Origin of the sequence: Halomonas llamarensis, from assembly GCF_023555005.1 — a bacterium.
GTDB classification, from domain to species: Bacteria; Pseudomonadota; Gammaproteobacteria; order Pseudomonadales; family Halomonadaceae; genus Vreelandella; species Vreelandella llamarensis.
The window spans coordinates 84,137-101,577 of the sequence record NZ_JAMJPJ010000010.1 but is presented as its reverse complement, the minus strand read 5'-3'; the positions used below and the strand labels follow the sequence as shown (position 1 = coordinate 101,577).

11 protein-coding genes are annotated in these 17,441 nt (G+C 58.1%); 7 read left to right on the top strand and 4 right to left on the bottom strand.

The window, feature by feature from the left end:
* Positions 1–170 precede the first annotated feature (170 nt).
* Positions 171–1,628: an aminoacyl-histidine dipeptidase gene (locus tag M8006_RS08480; RefSeq protein ID WP_250081152.1), complete on the bottom strand. Its 1,458-nt coding sequence runs from the start codon at positions 1,626–1,628 to the stop codon at positions 171–173.
* Between the two features lie 52 nt (positions 1,629–1,680).
* Positions 1,681–3,786 carry a tRNA(Met) cytidine acetyltransferase TmcA domain-containing protein gene (locus M8006_RS08475; RefSeq protein ID WP_347709753.1) on the bottom strand — a complete coding sequence of 702 codons (2,106 nt, stop codon included), beginning with the start codon at positions 3,784–3,786 and terminating at the stop codon, positions 1,681–1,683.
* A gap of 421 nt (positions 3,787–4,207) precedes the next feature.
* On the opposite strand from M8006_RS08475, the gene dctP reads away from it, so the two are divergent.
* From dctP to M8006_RS08455, 4 genes are all read left to right on the top strand, one after another.
* Entirely contained in the window at positions 4,208–5,311 is a 1,104-nt protein-coding gene (dctP, locus tag M8006_RS08470) for a TRAP transporter substrate-binding protein DctP (protein ID WP_250081148.1), read from the top strand.
* A gap of 98 nt (positions 5,312–5,409) precedes the next feature.
* Positions 5,410–5,913: a TRAP transporter small permease subunit gene (locus M8006_RS08465; protein WP_250081145.1), complete on the top strand. Its 504-nt coding sequence runs from the start codon at positions 5,410–5,412 to the stop codon at positions 5,911–5,913.
* Complete coding sequence (locus tag M8006_RS08460; RefSeq protein ID WP_250081143.1) at positions 5,910–7,235, top strand: TRAP transporter large permease; 1,326 nt, start codon at positions 5,910–5,912, stop codon at positions 7,233–7,235. The genes M8006_RS08465 and M8006_RS08460 overlap by 4 nt, the downstream gene beginning before the upstream one ends.
* Positions 7,236–7,511: 276 nt before the next feature.
* Complete coding sequence (locus M8006_RS08455; protein ID WP_250081162.1) at positions 7,512–9,125, top strand: ABC transporter permease; 1,614 nt, start codon at positions 7,512–7,514, stop codon at positions 9,123–9,125.
* On the opposite strand, the gene M8006_RS08450 is transcribed toward M8006_RS08455, so the two are convergent.
* Positions 9,078–10,217, bottom strand: a complete 1,140-nt coding sequence (locus tag M8006_RS08450) for an ABC transporter ATP-binding protein (protein WP_250081141.1) — start codon at positions 10,215–10,217, stop codon at positions 9,078–9,080. The two genes, M8006_RS08455 and M8006_RS08450, sit on opposite strands and share 48 nt — an antisense overlap.
* A 200-nt stretch (positions 10,218–10,417) precedes the next feature.
* Between M8006_RS08450 and M8006_RS08445 the strand changes: the two genes are divergently transcribed.
* Positions 10,418–11,443 carry a Fe(3+) ABC transporter substrate-binding protein gene (locus M8006_RS08445; RefSeq protein WP_250081140.1) on the top strand — a complete coding sequence of 342 codons (1,026 nt, stop codon included), beginning with the start codon at positions 10,418–10,420 and terminating at the stop codon, positions 11,441–11,443.
* A 121-nt stretch (positions 11,444–11,564) separates the two neighbouring features.
* Here the strand turns inward: M8006_RS08445 and polA are convergent, their stop codons facing one another.
* The gene (polA, locus tag M8006_RS08440) at positions 11,565–14,330 is read right to left on the bottom strand and encodes a DNA polymerase I (protein ID WP_250081137.1); all 2,766 of its coding nucleotides are present in this window, start codon (positions 14,328–14,330) and stop codon (positions 11,565–11,567) included.
* Positions 14,331–14,536: 206 nt separating this feature from the next.
* On the opposite strand from polA, the gene M8006_RS08435 reads away from it, so the two are divergent.
* A complete protein-coding gene (locus M8006_RS08435; RefSeq protein WP_250081135.1) occupies positions 14,537–15,496 on the top strand; it encodes a homoserine kinase in 960 nt (319 codons plus the stop codon).
* Entirely contained in the window at positions 15,493–17,412 is a 1,920-nt protein-coding gene (gene speA / locus M8006_RS08430) for a biosynthetic arginine decarboxylase (RefSeq protein ID WP_250081134.1), read from the top strand. Before M8006_RS08435 ends, speA begins: the two co-directional genes overlap by 4 nt.
* The last annotated feature ends 29 nt before the right edge of the window (positions 17,413–17,441 follow it).

The window sequence follows — 17,441 nt, the reverse complement described above, 5'->3', positions numbered from 1 at the left end:
CCCTTGCCGTCAGCTAGCACTTCCCCTTGCCGGGCGTGCAGGGGACTTTCACCCCCAAGTCATCCTGAGGCACCACCCCCAGGAACAGCGCCGGTCAAGGCGCTGCGCGCCATGCCTGGCGCACACGCAAAACGGCGCCTCAAGAGGCGCCGTTTTTTATTAACCACTATTTAGCCAAGCGCCGTGGCCGCCAATAGCGCCGTCAGCACATGCCAAAACTCCGTGACTGACGCAAGCTCCACCCTCTCATCCGGCGAGTGAGCGCCACGGATCGACGGCCCAAACGAGATCATGTCCAGGTGCGGGTACTTACTGCCAATAATCCCGCACTCCAGCCCCGCGTGAATCACTTTCACCCCAGCGTCTCGGCCCAACAGCGCTTGATGTTGCGCCTTAAACGCCGCCAGCAGTTCGCCATTGGGGTTTGGTACCCAGCCGGGGTAGCCGTGTTCGGCTTTTGCCCGCGCGCCCATCAGGCCAAACAGCGCTTGAAAGCGATCCACCATGGCGTCAACAGCGCTATCGTGAAGCGAGCGTACCAGCGCGCAGAGATGAAAACGCCCCGCTTTTAGGCTTAGCACGCCCAAATTATTGGAGGTATCGACCACGCCAGGCACGTCCGCACTCATACGCTCCACCCCACAAGGGGCGGCGTGTAGCGTCGCGACCCACATAGCGCTGGCATCATGGGTCAAGGCCTCGCCGTCAAAATGCGCAGGCTCTGCCGTCAACTGCAGGCCGTTGTCGGCGCTGCCGAGTTCGCGTTTAAGCGTCTGCTCTAGCTGATTAACCTTCGCGACGGCTGCCTCGACGGTATCGGCGGGCAACACCAGCGTGGCAAAGGCCTCGCGAGGGATGGCGTTACGCAGCGTGCCACCCGCGTAGTCGCCAAGCCGTGCTTCTAGCGGCTCAAGTGTGCGCAGCACTCTGATCAACAGGCGGTTGGCATTGCCCAGCGGCTGGTGGATATCCATCCCCGAGTGGCCCCCCTTCAACCCGGTAAGCGCTATGCGCAAGCTTCGCTCGTCGCCTTTGACCTCGCTTGTGGGCAGCTGGGCATTCACTACCACGTCGCTGCCGCCAGCGCAGCCGATGTACACCTCGCCGCGCTCTTCGGAGTCCAGGTTGATCAGCCGCTCGCCTTCTAGCCAGCCTTCAGCCAGGTTCAGCGCGCCGCCCATCGAGGTTTCTTCTTCCAGGGTAAATAGCGCTTCCAGCGGGCCGTGGGTTAGTGTCTTATCTTCCAACACGGCCAATGCCGCCGCCACACCGAGGCCATTGTCCGCACCGAGCGTCGTGCCATCGGCGTGCAGCCAGCCACCTTCGACGTAAGTGCGAATAGGGTCGTGGCTGAAGTCATGCGCCGTGCCTGCATTGGCCTGCACGACCATATCCAAATGCCCTTGCAGAATCACCCCAGGCGCCTTTTCACTGCCGGGCGACGCCGGTTTTTTGATGCGCAGGTTGCCGAAAGCGTCGCGATCGTGCGCGAGGCCCTGAGCATCGGCCCACGCCTCCAGCGTTGCTACCAGCGCCGCTTCTTCACCGGATGGACGCGGCGTATTACACAGGGTACGAAAATGGCGCCATAGCGGCGCCGGGTCGAGCGTTTCAAGATGTTCGTTCATGACAACTCCGGAAAATGTACTCGACCACTCTACCGCCACGGCGCTAGCACCGCTAGAGCAGCAACGCCACCGTCTGGCGTAGCGCCGCAACGGCGGCCTTATGACCTTTTTCTAGCGGCCGATTTTGAAACGCCCAGCCGGTAAGCGCGGCCAGTGCTGCCTGCTGTTCCTGCGTTAAGGCTTGTTGGCCGGCGTTAACCGAGAGCGTTTGCAGCGCCCCCCGAGCCAAGCGTGGGTCGCGCTTGGCATAGGCGACATCTTCGGCATCTTGACGCTGCAACTCGCTTAGCGTCAGCGGCGGCCAATCCTTCAGTAGCTGGACTAGCACACCCGCGGGAAGCTCGCGCAGCTCAAACGCTAATAAATTGAAAAATGCCGCTTGAAAGCGCTGACACAGCTCGGCCAGCACACTCTCGCCATGGGAGGTAAGCGCCTTGGCCACCATAACGGCGAACTCGCCGGTGGACGTATCGCGCGAAATCCCCACTCGCACCGGCACAAACCCGGCCTGACGCCAGAAGCGTACAAGCCCCGCCTCCGCGCCGAACGTGGCTCCGAAAAGATCCACCTCTCCGGCACGAGCCGAAGCCATTTCGTCTTCTAGCAGTGCTTGGCCACTGCCCTGACGGCGCGCGTCAGGATGAACAGCGATCCGCGTTACCCGACGCCAGCGGGCGGTCAACGCGCGGCGACACCCCCCATGCGCGGCCAACGACTGCGCCAGCAAGTGCCCTTGGGGGCGCCGCTCGCCGCGGGCGACCTGCTCGGCAAGCTCAGGCGTAAAACCGCCTTCGCTGCGGGTGACCACCACGCCCTGCGGGGCATGCATGGGCCCATGAACGCGAATTTGCGTGGCGGGGCCATCCAGCAACTGGCGCACATCGGCGGGCGTGGTGCGATAGTGAGACTGCACCAGCAGCCCAAAGAGCGCACCAAGTGCGGTTTCATCCTGAGCGAGCGCTGCTTGCGTGACACGGTAAGGCGCGCTGGCGTCACTGACTCGCGGCGGCAACGGCGCTTTAAGCAGCAGAAGACGGTTGAGTGTGGCCTCCAGGGGATCACCTTCGCGCCAGCGCACGGGGGTATTGAGCGTTAGTTCGCACCACTGCGGCGTATAACGATCAAGCTGGTCGCGAAAGCGCAGTGCAAAACCACGCCCGGAGCCCTCGTAGCCGTGTACCGTCGTCGCAAAGGCGATACGCGGAAAGGCCTGCAGCCAGCGGCCGAGCAGCACGGCAGGAATGGCAGCAGCCTCATCCACCAGCAAATAGCTGCCATCGCCGCCAAGTTCAGCGCGTTCAACGCTGGCACTCAGCGCATCCGGCGCGATAAACACCACGCGCTGGCCGCTCGCCAAGCGCACTTCATGTGGCGAGGGCCGCTCACCCTGCGGGCACAGCGCCGCCAATCGTGCAAAAAGCGGCGCCACGGCGGCCGGGCGGGGCGCGGTTACCCAAATCGTGTCAATGCCTTTGTCCAACAGTCGCGCACACGCGATACCAAGCGCGGCGCTTTTCCCACGGCCACGGTCTGCGGTGATGACCAGCGGGCGGCGACGCTTAAGCCCAGCGAGCATTGCCACGGCACGAGCTTGGTCATGAGTGAGGCAGTCCGCATCCGGTGGCAGCGTTTGCTGCTGGGCGCTGGGGGGTAAGCGCGGCAACTGCAGACTCTTGCCGACTCGCCAGCGAATGACGCCCGCCTCAGCGCGCAATAAGCGGGCAAGGCGAGCTAAATAGTGAAAGGTCAGCGATTCCCAAGCGTAAGGGTAATCCGTCATGCGGCGATAATCGTAATCCGCAGCGTTGCCCCAGTCGCAAGGGGTGATCAGCACCAGCAATCCCCCGGCCAACAACGTGCCGCCAAGCGCCCCAAGCGCATCCGGGTCCAGCCCGCCGTTTGCAGCATCAAAGACGATCAACTGATGCTCTTGGCCTAACTGGGTACGGGCTTGAGAAGCCAACAAAGCAGGCTCGCAAGGGGGATGCTCTCCCACCCACAGCGGCGCCTGCCACGCGTGGGCATGCCAGAGAGTCTGTGCCTCACGGCGGGCGTCATCCGGGTCACCTTCAAGCCATAGCCACTGGCGCCAGCCGCGCCGTTTTAACCGCTGCGCATGTAGAAGCACGGCACTAAGCGTGCGGGGTAACTGAGACACTGATCTCACGTGAGTCATCATCTCGCGCCTAAAACCGCCGACATCTCTTACAACTTTGGTTGTAAAAATATAAGTTTTTCAACGCTTTACTTCTGGTTCTTAACACGCACGTCATCATCATATACTTATAACCTAATGATAAATATCCGTTTTTTAATCATTGCCAACGCACGTTGGCGTTGACCGCCGTTTTTGACTGATATTGCGCTGCAACCGGATGTCTGTGCTAGGTTAGTTTCTAAAGCAGCAAGTGAAAAATTTACGTTAACGTAAGCTTTCACTTGCGCAGAAAGGCGCTATATTAGGGTAACGGTGCGAGCACCGTTGTTAACCTTTCTTTTAAATACGGTTGACAATCGCATTATCAATCACAACACTTTACCCAATAACGCTAAACGTCAACCTCATCAGGAAGTTAAAAATGACAAAGATGACCAAATTTGCCGTTACCGGTCTTGCTGCAGGCATCGCCCTCGCTGCGTTTTCCACTACCGCGCATGCCCAGGAACAATGGACCATGACCACCACCTGGCCGGATAACCTGGATTTGATCAAAATCGACCAGCATTGGGTCGAATTGGTCAACCAGCTGGCCGGCGACGAGTTGCAAATCAACTTCCGCGCTGGCGGCACACTGATGCCCGGTACCGAGGTATTTGACGCCACCGAAACCGGCGCTATTCAAGCCTCGGGCGATTGGCCCGGCTATTGGGCCGGCCGCAGCCCCGCCTTCTCGCCGCTCGCCACCACCACCAGCCTGTTCAACGGCGTTGATTACCTCAACTGGATTCAGCAGTGGGGCGGTTTTGAGCTCTACCAGGAAGTGTACGGCGATTACAACATGGTGTATCTGCCCTACGGTATTACCAACAATGAATCCGGCTTTATGGGCAACACGCCGATCGAAAGCATTGCCGACCTCGAAGGCAAGCGCCTGCGCCTCTCGGGTCGTGACCAAGGCCGCGTGTTAGAGATGCTTGGCGGCTCCCAGGTCACGCTCGCCGGTGGCGAAGTGTACCAAGCGATTGAGCGTGGCGTGATCGACGCGGGTGAATTCTCCACGCCTGGTGTCGACTACAAAGCCGGCTTCTCCGAAGTCGCGGATTACTGGTCAACGCCCGGCTGGCACCAGTCCGCCAGCGTCTTCGGCGTCATGATCAACAAAGATGCGTGGGACGCACTGCCCGAAGAAACGCAAGAAACGCTAAAAATCGCAGCCGATGCCACTATGGCGTGGTCACTGTCGTGGTCAGAGCGTGAATCAACCGACGCCACGGTGAAGTTCCAAGAAGATGGCGTTGAGATCAGCACGCTCTCTGCGGAAGATCTTGCCACCATCCAAGACGCGACCAACGAAGTTATTCTGCGCGGTGCTTGTGAAGACCCGATGCACGCCAAAGTCTATCACTCCATGATCAGCTACATGGAGCACTACGCTACCTGGCGTGATGTGACCGTGCCGTTCAACATGAGCCGCTCTATCGACAACCTGCCGTCTCTCGAAGAAATCGAAGCCTGCATGTAATTAGCCACCGCAACCGCCCCGATGCTTGCATCGGGGCGGTTTTTTTCGTTGCGCGTCTTTATTCTCAATAGCCCTTATTAAGAACCGGGAGACTTCCCATGTATGCGATTGCAAAAGCCATTGATGCGTTCAATGAGCTCTTTGGGCGAATTGTGGCGCCTTTGATCGGTATTATCACACTGATTGTGCTGTATGACATCGCAATGCGTTTTTTCCTTGGGCGCCCCAGCGACTGGGCGTTTGACGTGACGAAAATGCTGTTCGGCGCCCACTTTATGCTGATGGCCGCCTACGGGCTTCGTCATCACGCTCACGTAGAAGTCGACGTATTAAAACGTCTGTTATCGCGCAAAAAACAAGCGGCACTGGAAATCGTCGGTTACGCAATCTTTTTTGTCCCCTTTATCTGGTTGTTGCTAACCCAAGGCTGGGCCTTTTTCGAACGTTCCATCAGCCGTGGCGAAACCACTTACGGCATGGTGTCGATTCCGGTGTACCCCGTAAAGGGCGTGATCGTTCTGGCCGCGGTGTTTATCTTGCTGCAGGCCATCGCCATCGTGCTGCGCGCTATTATTCAGCTGCGCGAGGAGAACCACGCATGAATGCAGAATTACTCACCCTGGTAATGTTTGGCGGCCTATTGATTGGCTTGTTTATGGGGCATCCGCTGGCGTTTGTGCTTGGCGGCGTGGCTGTGATTGGTGCGTTTTTAGGCCCTGGCATCCATACCCTAGGTATTATTATTAATAACGTCTATGGCAATGCCATGGATAACTACGTCCTCGTGGCAATCCCCTTATTTATTTTAATGGCGCGGTTTTTGAACGACTCGGGCGTCACCGAGAAAATGTTCGACGCCATGCGCTTATTACTCGCCAACCTGCGCGGCGGCTTAGCGCTGACAGTGGTCGTGGTTTCGGTGCTGCTGGCTGCCACCACGGGCATCGTCGGCGCCTCGATTGCGGTAATGGGCATGATTGCGCTGGTGCCAATGCTGAAGTACGGCTACAACAAAGAGCTCAGCGCCGGCGTCATCATGGCCAGCGGCTGCTTGGGCATTTTGATTCCGCCCAGCATCATGCTGATTTTGATGGCGAGCTACTCACCGGTCTCGGTCGGCGCGCTGTTTGCCGGCGCGCTCGTGCCGGGCTTAATGCTCGGCGTGATGTACGCGCTTTATGTGCTGATCATCTGCTTTGTTAAGCCCTCTTACGGTCCTAAAGTACCGGCAGCAGAGCAGGCAGAAGTCAGCACCAAACAGCTTCTGATCATGTTGGCGAAGTACGTCGTCCCGCCGATGACATTGATCCTTGGCGTTTTAGGGGTATTGTTTGCCGGTATTGCCACCGCGACCGAGGCCTCAGCCATTGGCGTTTTCATCGCCTTTCTGCTGTTTATGATTTTCGGTGACCGTAAGCTCTCCACCTGCTACCACACGATGATTGAGGCGAGCAAAACCACTACCATGGTGATGCTGGTCCTGGTGGGTGCCACGGCGTTTACCGGCGTGTTCTCTCTTGGCGGCGGCATGACCGTGATCAGTGATCTCGTTCTCTCGATGCCCGGTGGCACCGTCGGCGCCCTGCTGTTGATGCTCTTTTTGGTATTTATTTTGGGCATGTTTCTTGATTGGACAGGGATCGTGCTGCTGAGCTTCCCGATCATGCTGCCAATCGTCGAAGCAATGGGCATCGATGTGCTGTGGTTCGTGGTGATGGTCGCTGTGGTGCTACAGACATCCTTTCTCACCCCGCCGTTTGGCTATGCGCTGTTCTACCTCAAAGGGGTAGCGCCGCCTGGAGTGGAAATCGTGGATCTCTACAAGGCAGTGATCCCTTTTGTCGCGATCATTCTGTTCGCGTGTGCACTGATGGCGTTTTTCCCGGCGCTCATTACCGGCCTACCGGCGATACTGCTCAACTAGCCGATACCCTTCTGTTTTGCGTCTCCCGCCTTCGCCTGCGTTATTCCATCGCAGGCGAAGGCTTTTTTATACCGGTGCTTTGTACACAACCAGCGCTCAAGTGATACTATTTGCGACTGACATTTCATCGCATTATCGCCACGTTACGCTCACACACTCGTCGCTTTCTCACACACTAGTCGCTTTCTAAGGAGGGTTCTTTTGTCCCATTCTGACAGCCGCGGGCTTTCTGCCCTCACCGAGCGATTCTCTAACCGCGTCAATGTGTGGTCAGTAATGCTTTTTTTGATAGCGTTAGTCGTGGCGCTTCCCGTCCTTGTCATTTTTGCTCACATCTTTATGCCCACCGAAGGCGTTTGGCAGCACCTTGCTAGCACCGTGCTGCCGCGCTATTTAACCAATACGTTTTGGCTGGTGCTGATGGTGGGTATCGGCTCGCTGGTGATTGGCACCGGCACGGCATGGCTGGTGGTGATGTGTCGCTTTCCCGGTAAACGCATTTTTGAGTGGGCGCTACTTTTGCCACTGGCGGTGCCAACTTACGTGATTGCCTACGCTTACACCGATTTTTTACAGGTCGCCGGCCCCTTGCAGAGCCTTTTACGCGACGTTTTCGGCTGGGAGTACGGCGATTATTACTTTCCCAATATTCGCTCGCTGGGCGGCGCGGCGGCGCTGATTACGCTGGTGCTCTACCCGTACGTTTACTTGCTTGCCCGCGCGTCATTTCTAGAGCAGTCGGTTTGCGTGCTGGATGTCGGCCGCACCTTGGGCCGCGGGCCTTGGCATCTGTTTGCCACGGTTGCGGTGCCGTTATCGCGTCCGGCGCTGGTGGGCGGCGTTTCGCTGGTGTTGATGGAGACGCTCAACGAATTTGGCGCGGTGCAGTATTTCGGGGTCGATACGTTCACGACAGGGATCTATCGCACTTGGTTTGGCTTAGGCGAGCCGGTCGCTGCCGCTCAGCTCGCGGCTTGCCTGCTTACCTTTGTGGTCGCCCTGGTACTTTTTGAGCGCGCCTCGCGCGGCAAACGGCGCTACTTTCACAGCACTAATCGCTATCAACAGCTGCCGGAATACCCGCTTTACGGCTGGCGGGCAGCCAGCGCCCTTATCGCCTGTTTGCTCCCGGTGCTAATCGGCTTTTTACTCCCCAGTGCGATTTTACTGCAAATGGCGATCGTGCAAGGCGACACGCTTTTCGGCACACGCTTTATCGGCTTTGCCTTCAACAGCCTGTCACTTGCGACCATTGCCGCACTGCTCGCGGTGGGGATGGCGATTCTTTTAAGCTACGGCGTGCGTATTCACAATACGCCGTTTGCGCGGATCAGCTCGCGCATCGCGGCAATGGGCTACGCCATTCCCGGCTCAGTGGTCGCGGTGGGAATTTTAATCCCGTTTGCCTGGCTGGATAATGTCATTAATACCTGGCTTCACACCCAATACGGCTACATTATTGGGCTGATTTTTAGTGGCTCAGCCTTTATTTTGATTTATGCGTATGTCGTGCGGTTTTTGGCGGTCTCGTTTAACGCGATAGAGGCAAGCTTAGGCAAAGTCACGCCGAGCATGGACGCTGCCGCGCGTACGCTCGGCCAAACGGCGGGCGGTACCCTAAGGCGCATTCATACCCCACTAATGCGCAGCAGCTTATTGGCAGCAGGGATTTTGGTGTTTGTCGATGTCATGAAAGAGCTGCCGGCCACGATTATTTTGCGCCCGTTTAACTTCGATACGCTGGCCGTTCGCGCGCACAACCTCGCCACTGATGAGCGCTTAGCAGAGGCTTCGACGGCCTCGCTAGCGATTGTGGTGGTGGGGATCATCCCCGTAATTTTGTTAAGCGTGGCGATGCGCCGTGCTCGCCCCGGCAGCAGCGCTAGGTGACGGGAAGACAAACACCTGAGCAAGGTCTAAATGGATATCCACGGGCTGGCCTTCGCCAGGGAGAAAAAGCCCTGGCACACGTGCATGGAGGTGGGCTTCATCGCCTTGGCTGCCGTGGGCGCACAGGTGAATCAAACTGGTACGGCCTAACAACTTGGCCATCATCACATGGCTGTGGTCGTGCACACTGAGGTCTGCATCGCTCTCGGCAATCCGTAGCGCTTCCGGGCGAATCATCACCTTTGCTTGGCTACCTTCCGGCAGCCAGCCCGCCTCGACGCTACCTACCGGCGTTGTGATTTTGCCATTATTGACCGTACCGTCGAGCTCATTCACTTCGCCAAAAAACGTCACCACAAAGGGGTCGCTAGGGGCGCAGTAAAGCTCTTGTGGCGTACCTACCTGAATAATCTTGCCGTCACGCATCAAGGCGATGCGGTCGGCCATGAACATCGCTTCTTCGGGGTCGTGGGTCACCAAAAGCGTTGCCGCACCCACTTTTTTCAGCACGTGAAGGGTATCGTCGCGGATTTGATCGCGCAGGCGCGCGTCAAGGCTAGAAAACGGCTCGTCCAGCAGCATCAGCCGTGGCTCGGGTGCCAGCGCTCGCGCCAGCGCCACGCGCTGCTGTTGCCCGCCTGAGAGCATATGCGGATACGTATCCGTGTAACTTGCCATGCCCAGCTGCTCTAAACGCTCTTTAGCGCGTTTGCGCCGCTGTGGCGCGGATAGCTTTTTCAGCCCAAACATCACGTTTTCCAGCACGGTTAGGTGGGGAAACAGTGCCGAATCTTGAAATGCCAGCCCCACATTGCGCTTCTCCGGCGGCATGTGGCGCTGCCCCGGTGACGCAATCACGTCACCCTCAAGCGCTACACTGCCCTCTTGCAACACTTCTAACCCGGCCGCAATGCGTAGCAGCGTGGTTTTCCCGCACCCGGATGGTCCTAGCAAGCAAACCACTTCGCCGGGTTCAACCTCTAAGTCGATACCTTTTACTACGGTGTTGCCATCAAACGTATGGCACACGTTTTGCAGTGCCAGCGCATTGATTGGCGCTGCGACTTCTGCCGTATTCATCGTGACCGTCATGACACTCCGCCATTGAGATAATTGAAAGCTATTCGTATTCTATTTTTTATTGGCCGACAATGCACCTTTCTCGCCGTTACTGACGGTTTTAGATGGCTTTCTTTCTCATTTACTTGACTCAACGTGTGCTAAGCGCTTAAATGAAAGTACCGCTTCGTAATACAACTTATTATCATTATTTATCAAGAGGATGTTCGACGATGAAAACAGCACGCTTCGCCGCTCCGGTGGCTGCCGTTTTGGTAAGTAGCGCTTTTGCCAGCACGGCATTAGCCGACGAGCTCAACTTGTATTCCGCTCGCCACTACGACTCTGATGAGCATCTTTACACCGCCTTTACCGAAGAAACCGGCATTGAAGTCAACGTGCTCGAAGGCGATTCCGACCAGCTTATCGAACGGATTCAGCGTGAAGGCGTAGCAAGCCCTGCCGACGTCATGATGACGGTTGATGCTGGCCGCCTATGGCGTGCCGAACAAGAAGGCATCTTTCAAGGCGTTGAATCTGATGTACTAGACGAGCGCTTGCCGGAATCCATGCGCCACCCGGAAGGGCTTTGGTTTGGCTTTAGCCAGCGCGCTCGCGCCATTTATTATAATCGTGAAAATTTCGATCCCAGCCAGATCAGCACTTACGAAGACCTGGCCGATCCGCAATTTGAAGGCGAAGTATGCATTCGTTCGTCTAACAATATCTACAACCAGTCGCTCTTGGCATCTATGATCGCCCATCACGGCGAAGAAGGTGCTGAAGAGTGGGCACAGGGCGTGGTCGATAACATGGCGCGCGACCCGGAAGGCGGTGACACCGACCAGATTCGCGGTGTCGCAAGCGGCGAGTGCGATTTAGCCGTTGCCAACCACTACTACTACGTGCGCCTGCTTAAGTCGGACGACGAAGCCGACCGTGAAGCCGCACGCAAAGTGGGCATCATCTTCCCTAACCAAGATGGCCGTGGCGCTCACGTCAACGTCGGCGGCGCCGGTGTCGTTGAAGGTGCACCCAACCGTGAGAGCGCTGTACGCTTTCTGGAATTCTTGTCTTCCGACACCGCCCAGGAAATCTTCGCTGCCGGCAACAATGAGTTCCCGGTGATTGACGGCGTGAAGAAAGACCCGGTACTGGAATCCTGGGGCAACTTCAAAAAAGACAACCTGAACATCAGCGAGCTGGGTGAAAATAATCCCGAAGCGATCCGCATCTTTGATCGCGTTGGCTGGCGTTAAGCGGGGCGCGAAACCACGCGTACCGACACGTCGACCAAAACGTCTGTAAAGACGTCTATAAAAAAGCACCCGCTGCCATGGCAGCGGGTGCTTTTGTTTGCTAACGATCAAATAAAATGTATCAGTGCGCTTCGTCCCAATTGGCGCCGCTTTCGGCTTCCACGGTAAGCTCAACGTTAAGCTCAGCGGCGGCCTGCATGCGCTTTCGCACCTCGGCGATAAACGCCTCGACTTGACTCTCGGCGACTTCAAACACTAGCTCATCGTGAACCTGCATCACCATAAGCGCGTCGAAGCCGCTTTCGGCAAGCCAGCCATCGACGTCGATCATCGCGCGCTTGATGATATCCGCGGCAGTGCCCTGCATCGGCGCGTTGATCGCCGTACGCTCTGCCCCCTGGCGGCGATTGCGGTTTTGCGAGTGAATCTCCGGCAGGTAGAGGCGACGGCCAAAGACTGTCTCGACATAGCCATCCTCCGCCGCTTGGGCGCGAATGCGCTCCATGTAGCGTGCCACCCCAGGGTAGCGGTCGAAGTAACGATCAATGTACGTCTGAGCCTGATTGCGCTCGATATGCAGCTGCCGCGAAAGCCCCCAGGCGCTCATGCCGTAGATCAGCCCAAAGTTGATGGCTTTGGCGCTTCTGCGCTGATCGCCGGAGACCTTCTCAAGCGAGGTGCCAAACACCTCGGCGGCGGTGGCGGCGTGAATGTCCTTGCCTTCCGCGAAGGCGTTCAACAGCCCCTTATCTTCCGACAGGTGCGCCATGATACGCAGCTCGATTTGCGAGTAGTCAGCGGCGACGATGCGATAGCCCGGGCGCGCGGTAAACGCCTGACGAATCTTGCGCCCCTCTTCGGTGCGAATGGGAATATTTTGCAGGTTAGGATCGGAGGACGAGAGCCGCCCGGTAGCGGTCACCGCCTGATGGTAGCTTGTATGCACGCGGCCGGTGCGCGGGTTAATCAAGCGCGGCAGTTTGTCGGTGTAGGTTGATTTCAGCTTGGATAAACCACGGTGCTCCATAATGACCTTGGGCAGTGGGTAATCCAGCGCCAACTCCTCAAGCACCGCCTCGGCGGTGGATGGCGCCCCTTTGGGCGTTTTCTTGATCACCGGAATCTTCTGCTCGTTGAACAGAATCTCACCAAGCTGCTTAGGCGAGCCGAGGTTGAACTCGCGCCCGGCGAGCGCAAACGCCTCGCTCTCCAGCTCGCGAATACGGTTTGCAAGCTCGTGGCTCTGGGTATGCAGGCGCTCGGCATCCAGCGACACGCCATTGCGCTCTATGTGCGAAAGCACCGGTACCAGCGGCAGCTCAAGCGTGTCGAGCACCGCGGCCAACTCGCCTTCTTGCTCCACCTGTGGGCGCAGCATCTCGTGAAGACGCAGGGTAATATCCACGTCTTCGCAGGCGTAGGGCGCGGCTTGTTCCAGCGCGATCTGGTTAAAAGTAAGCTGTTTCGCCCCTTTACCGGCAATGTCTTCAAAGGAAATGGTTGTCTCACCCAGGTACTTCAGCGCCAGCGAATCCATGTCGTGGCGCGTGGCGGTGGAGTTGAGCACGTAGGAGGCAAGCATGGTGTCGGCGAGCGGACCGGCAAGCGTAATGTCGACATTGGCGAGCACCGACATATCGTACTTCAGGTTCTGGCCGATTTTGGTTTTGGTACTGTCTTCGAGTAACGGCTTGAGCGAACTGAGCACCGCGTCGCGATCCAGCTGCGCGGGCACATCCAAGTAATCGTGCGCAAGCGGAATATACGCCGCCTCGACGGGCTCAAGCGCGAGCCCCACGCCGACGATCTCGGCGTCCATATAGTTCAGGCTGGTGGTTTCCAAGTCGAAACAATAACGTTCAGCTTTTTGTAACCGCTCAAGCCAAGCATCCAACTCGCCCTGCTCGGTGATGACATAATCCTGACGCGCGCTGGGGGGGTGGCTATCCGCCTTGTCGTCCGCGTCATCCACCGGCGCGCCGCCTGCCACATCGTCAACGCCTTCGTCTTGGCCGTCTAACAGCTCGGCGAGCCACTGTTTGAACTCAAGCGTGCGGTAAAGCTCAAGCAGCCGCTCGCGGTCAGGGTGGGCGATATCCAGGTCATCGAGCCCTACCGGCAGATCGCAGTCGGTTTTGATGGTAGCGAGCTGATAAGAGAGAAACGCTTGATCGCGGTGTTCTTCTAGCTTTTTGGGCAACGTTTTGGCCCCGCGAAAGCCGAGCGTTTTGACCCGCTCCAGATCGCCATAAATGGTATCCAGCCCGCCTTCCATGCCTTGCAACAGGCCGATGGCGGTTTTCTCCCCGACCCCCGGCACACCGGGAATGTTGTCGACCTTATCGCCCATCAGCGCGAGATAATCGATGATCAGTGCTGGCGGTAAGCCGAATTTGTCTTTCACCCCGGCTTCATCCAGCGTTTCATCCTTCATGGTATTGACCAGCGTGATATGCGCGTTGACCAACTGTGCCATGTCCTTATCGCCGGTGGAGATCACCGCATCGCGCCCGGACTGCGTGGCCTTGTACGCCAAGGTGCCGATCACATCATCCGCCTCGACCCCTTCGATGCACAAAAGCGGTAGCCCCAGCGATGTTACACAGTCGTGCAGCAGCTTGACCTGGCTTCGCAGGTCATCCGGCATCGGCGGGCGGTGGGCTTTGTAAGCTTCGTACATATCATCGCGAAAGGTCTTACCCGGCGCGTCAAACACCACCGCCATAGGGCTATCGGGGTAATCCTTGATCAGCCGCTTGAGCATGTTGAGCACGCCCTTCACGGCGCCGGTCGGCTGCCCTTGGGAGGTAGTCAGCGGCGGCAACGCGTGAAACGCGCGGTATAAGTAAGAGGAGCCATCCACAAGCACGATCGGAGCGCGAGCCATACACAATTCACCGTTCAAGAAAAAAACCACCGTTAGCGACGGCGACAAAAAAAGTCGTGGCGATATGATAGCGCGCTGCTGGCGCTGTGCCGAATGCAAACATACGATCCTGTGTGCTTTGGCAGAAAAAGTTGCCCAGATCAACGCTGCCAAGTGGCGCATCAAGCCGCTACAATAGGGGGCTTAGCAACCTGGGCGAGATTCTCATGGCTGTATTTACTCCGCTTAGCGACGCACAGGTCGCAGCGTTTTTGGACACATTTGACGTTGGCCGCTTTACTGCGCTTCGGGGCGTGGCTGGCGGCACGGAAAATTCCACCTTTTTTGTCACGACCGACCGCCGCGAGCTGGTATTGACGCTCTTTGAGCAGGGGGAACACGAAGAGCTACCGTTCTTTGTCGACCTGCTTGACTACCTCGCGGAGCATCGCCTGCCAGTGCCCGGCACGGTACACGACCGCGAGGGCGTGGCACTGCATAGCTTGGCGGATAAGCCCGCTCTGCTCTTTCCGCGCTTGCCGGGCCGCTACCCGGAAGCCCCTAATCTTGCCCAGTGCCGCGCGCTGGGCGATGCGCTAGGGCACATGCACGTGGTGTCGCAGCACTTCCCCGGCCACCGCCCCAACCCGCGCGATTTGCACTGGCTGCGGGTCAAGCACCACAAAGTGCTGACTTACTTAAGCCCGAGCGATCAAACGCTGATGAAAAACGAAGTCGACGACTTCGAAAGCGCGTTTAGTCAGCACGCCGAACTCCCCCAGGGCGCGATCCACGGCGATTTGTTCCGCGATAACACCCTGTTTGACGGCGACCGGCTCGGCGGCATCATCGATTTTTATAACGGTTGCACCGGCGATTTGCTGTTTGATCTGGCAATCGTGGTTAACGACTGGGCCTCGGACGCCGACGGCCGCTTAAACCCCGAGCGTTACAACGCGCTGCTTTATGCCTATCAAGCGCGCCGCCCGCTAACACAGGATGAGCGTGAACTTTGGCCGGTAATGCTGCGCATGACCGCGCTGCGCTACTGGCTCTCGCGCCTGTTGGTGGTGTATGTCGACCCGCCAGCGCACGACCTAACACCCCACGACCCCGAGCGTTTTCGCACCATTTTGCACGCGCGCATCAATCATGGCGCGCTGCCGATTCCCGAGGTCAACCGATGAGCTATATGGCATCCGCCGGCAGCCCAGCCCTACGCGCGCGGCGCACGTGGAATATCGACCAGTGGGGCAGCGGCTACTTCGACGTTGACGACCACGGCCAAACGCTAGTGCGCCCCCGCGGCAGCGACGCAGAAGGCCCGGCACTGCCGCTGACGGGGCTGGTGCATCAACTGCGTAACGCCGGACTGCGCCTACCCGTACTGGTGCGCTTTAGCGATATCTTACACGACCGCGTCGAGCAGCTGTGCGGCGCCTTTGATCAAGCGATGCAGGAAGCGGATTACACCGCTGGCTACACCGCCGTGTACCCGATCAAGGTCAATCAGCAGCGCCGCGTGGTGGAGGAGATTCTCGCCACCACTGAGCGCGGCCACGGCCGCGTAGGGCTGGAAGCTGGCAGCAAACCCGAGCTGCTCGCGGTGTTGGCGCTTTCCGATAGCGGCTCATCGCTGATCGTGTGCAACGGCTATAAAGACCGCGAATACGTGCGCTTGGCACTGCTTGGCGAGAAGCTCGGCCACCGCGTGTACCTAGTGGTGGAAAAACTCTCCGAGCTTGAGATGATTTTGGCAGAAGCCCGAGCGCTGGATGTGCGCCCACGTATTGGCCTACGGGCACGGCTCGCCTCAGTGGGCAAAGGCAAATGGCAAAATACCGGCGGTGAGAAATCCAAGTTCGGCCTCACGGCAAACCAAATGTTGCAGGTGGTCGACACCCTGAGCGAACACGAAGCCCTGGGTAGCCTGCAACTGGTGCACTTTCACTTGGGCTCGCAGATCGCCAATATCCACGACATTCAGCGCGGCCTGCGCGAGTGCGCACGGTTTTATCAAAGCCTGGTGGCGCTTGGTGCGCCGGTGGATACCGTCGATGTCGGCGGCGGCTTGGGGGTCGATTACGAAGGTACGCGCTCGCGCAGCTTCTGCTCGGCTAATTATTCCATGGCCGAGTACGCCCGCAACGTGGTTAATGCCTTCGCCCAGCTTTGCCGGGAACACGGCTTGGTGCAACCGCACCTAATCAGCGAGTCCGGTCGTGCGCTGACCGCCCACCACGCGGTGCTGATCACTAATGTAATCGACGAAGAGCGCATCGACGCCACACTGCCTGAGCGGCAAAGCCAAAGCGACCCGCACGTTGAGGCGTTGTGGCAGGTATTTGAACGGCTCGATGCCTCACAGGAGCCGCGGGTGTTGGTTGAAGCGTGGCACGACCTGCTTCAAGCCCTTGGTGAGCTGCAAGACCGCTTTGTCATGGGGTTAACTAGCGTCACCGCCCGGGCTGAAGGTGAACGGGTTTACACCGCCGCCTGTGTGCGGTTAAGAGCGCAACTGGATAGCCGCAATCGCGCCCATCGGGATATTCAAGATGAGTTGGCGGAAAAACTCGCCGACAAGCTCTTTGTGAATTTTTCGCTATTTCAATCGGTGCCCGATATCTGGGGCATCGAGCAGATTTTCCCGGTGTTGCCGCTGGCGGGGCTTGATCAAGCGCCCACGCGCCGGGCGGTGATTCAAGACATCACCTGCGACTCTGACGGACGTATCGATCACTATGTAGATGGCCAAGGGGTGGAGAGCACCTTACCGCTGCCCGAGTGGGTCAACGACGACGAGCGCTGGCTAGGGTTTTTCCTAGTGGGTGCCTATCAGGAAATCCTGGGCGATTTGCACAACCTGTTCGGCGATACCGATTCGGTCGATGCCGCGCTCGATGAAAACGGCGAGTGGGTGCTTTCGAACCCGTTGGCGGGTGACCGCGTGGCCGATGTGCTGGCCTACGTCAATTTCGACGCCGAGGTACTGAAAAAGAAGCTAATGGACCAGCTCGCGGCCAGCGATTTCACCGAGCACGAACAGGCCCACTTTGCTCAAAGCTTAAGCAACGGCCTAAGCGGCTATACCTATCTTGAATAACGGGCTTGAATAACGATCTTGAGTCACAT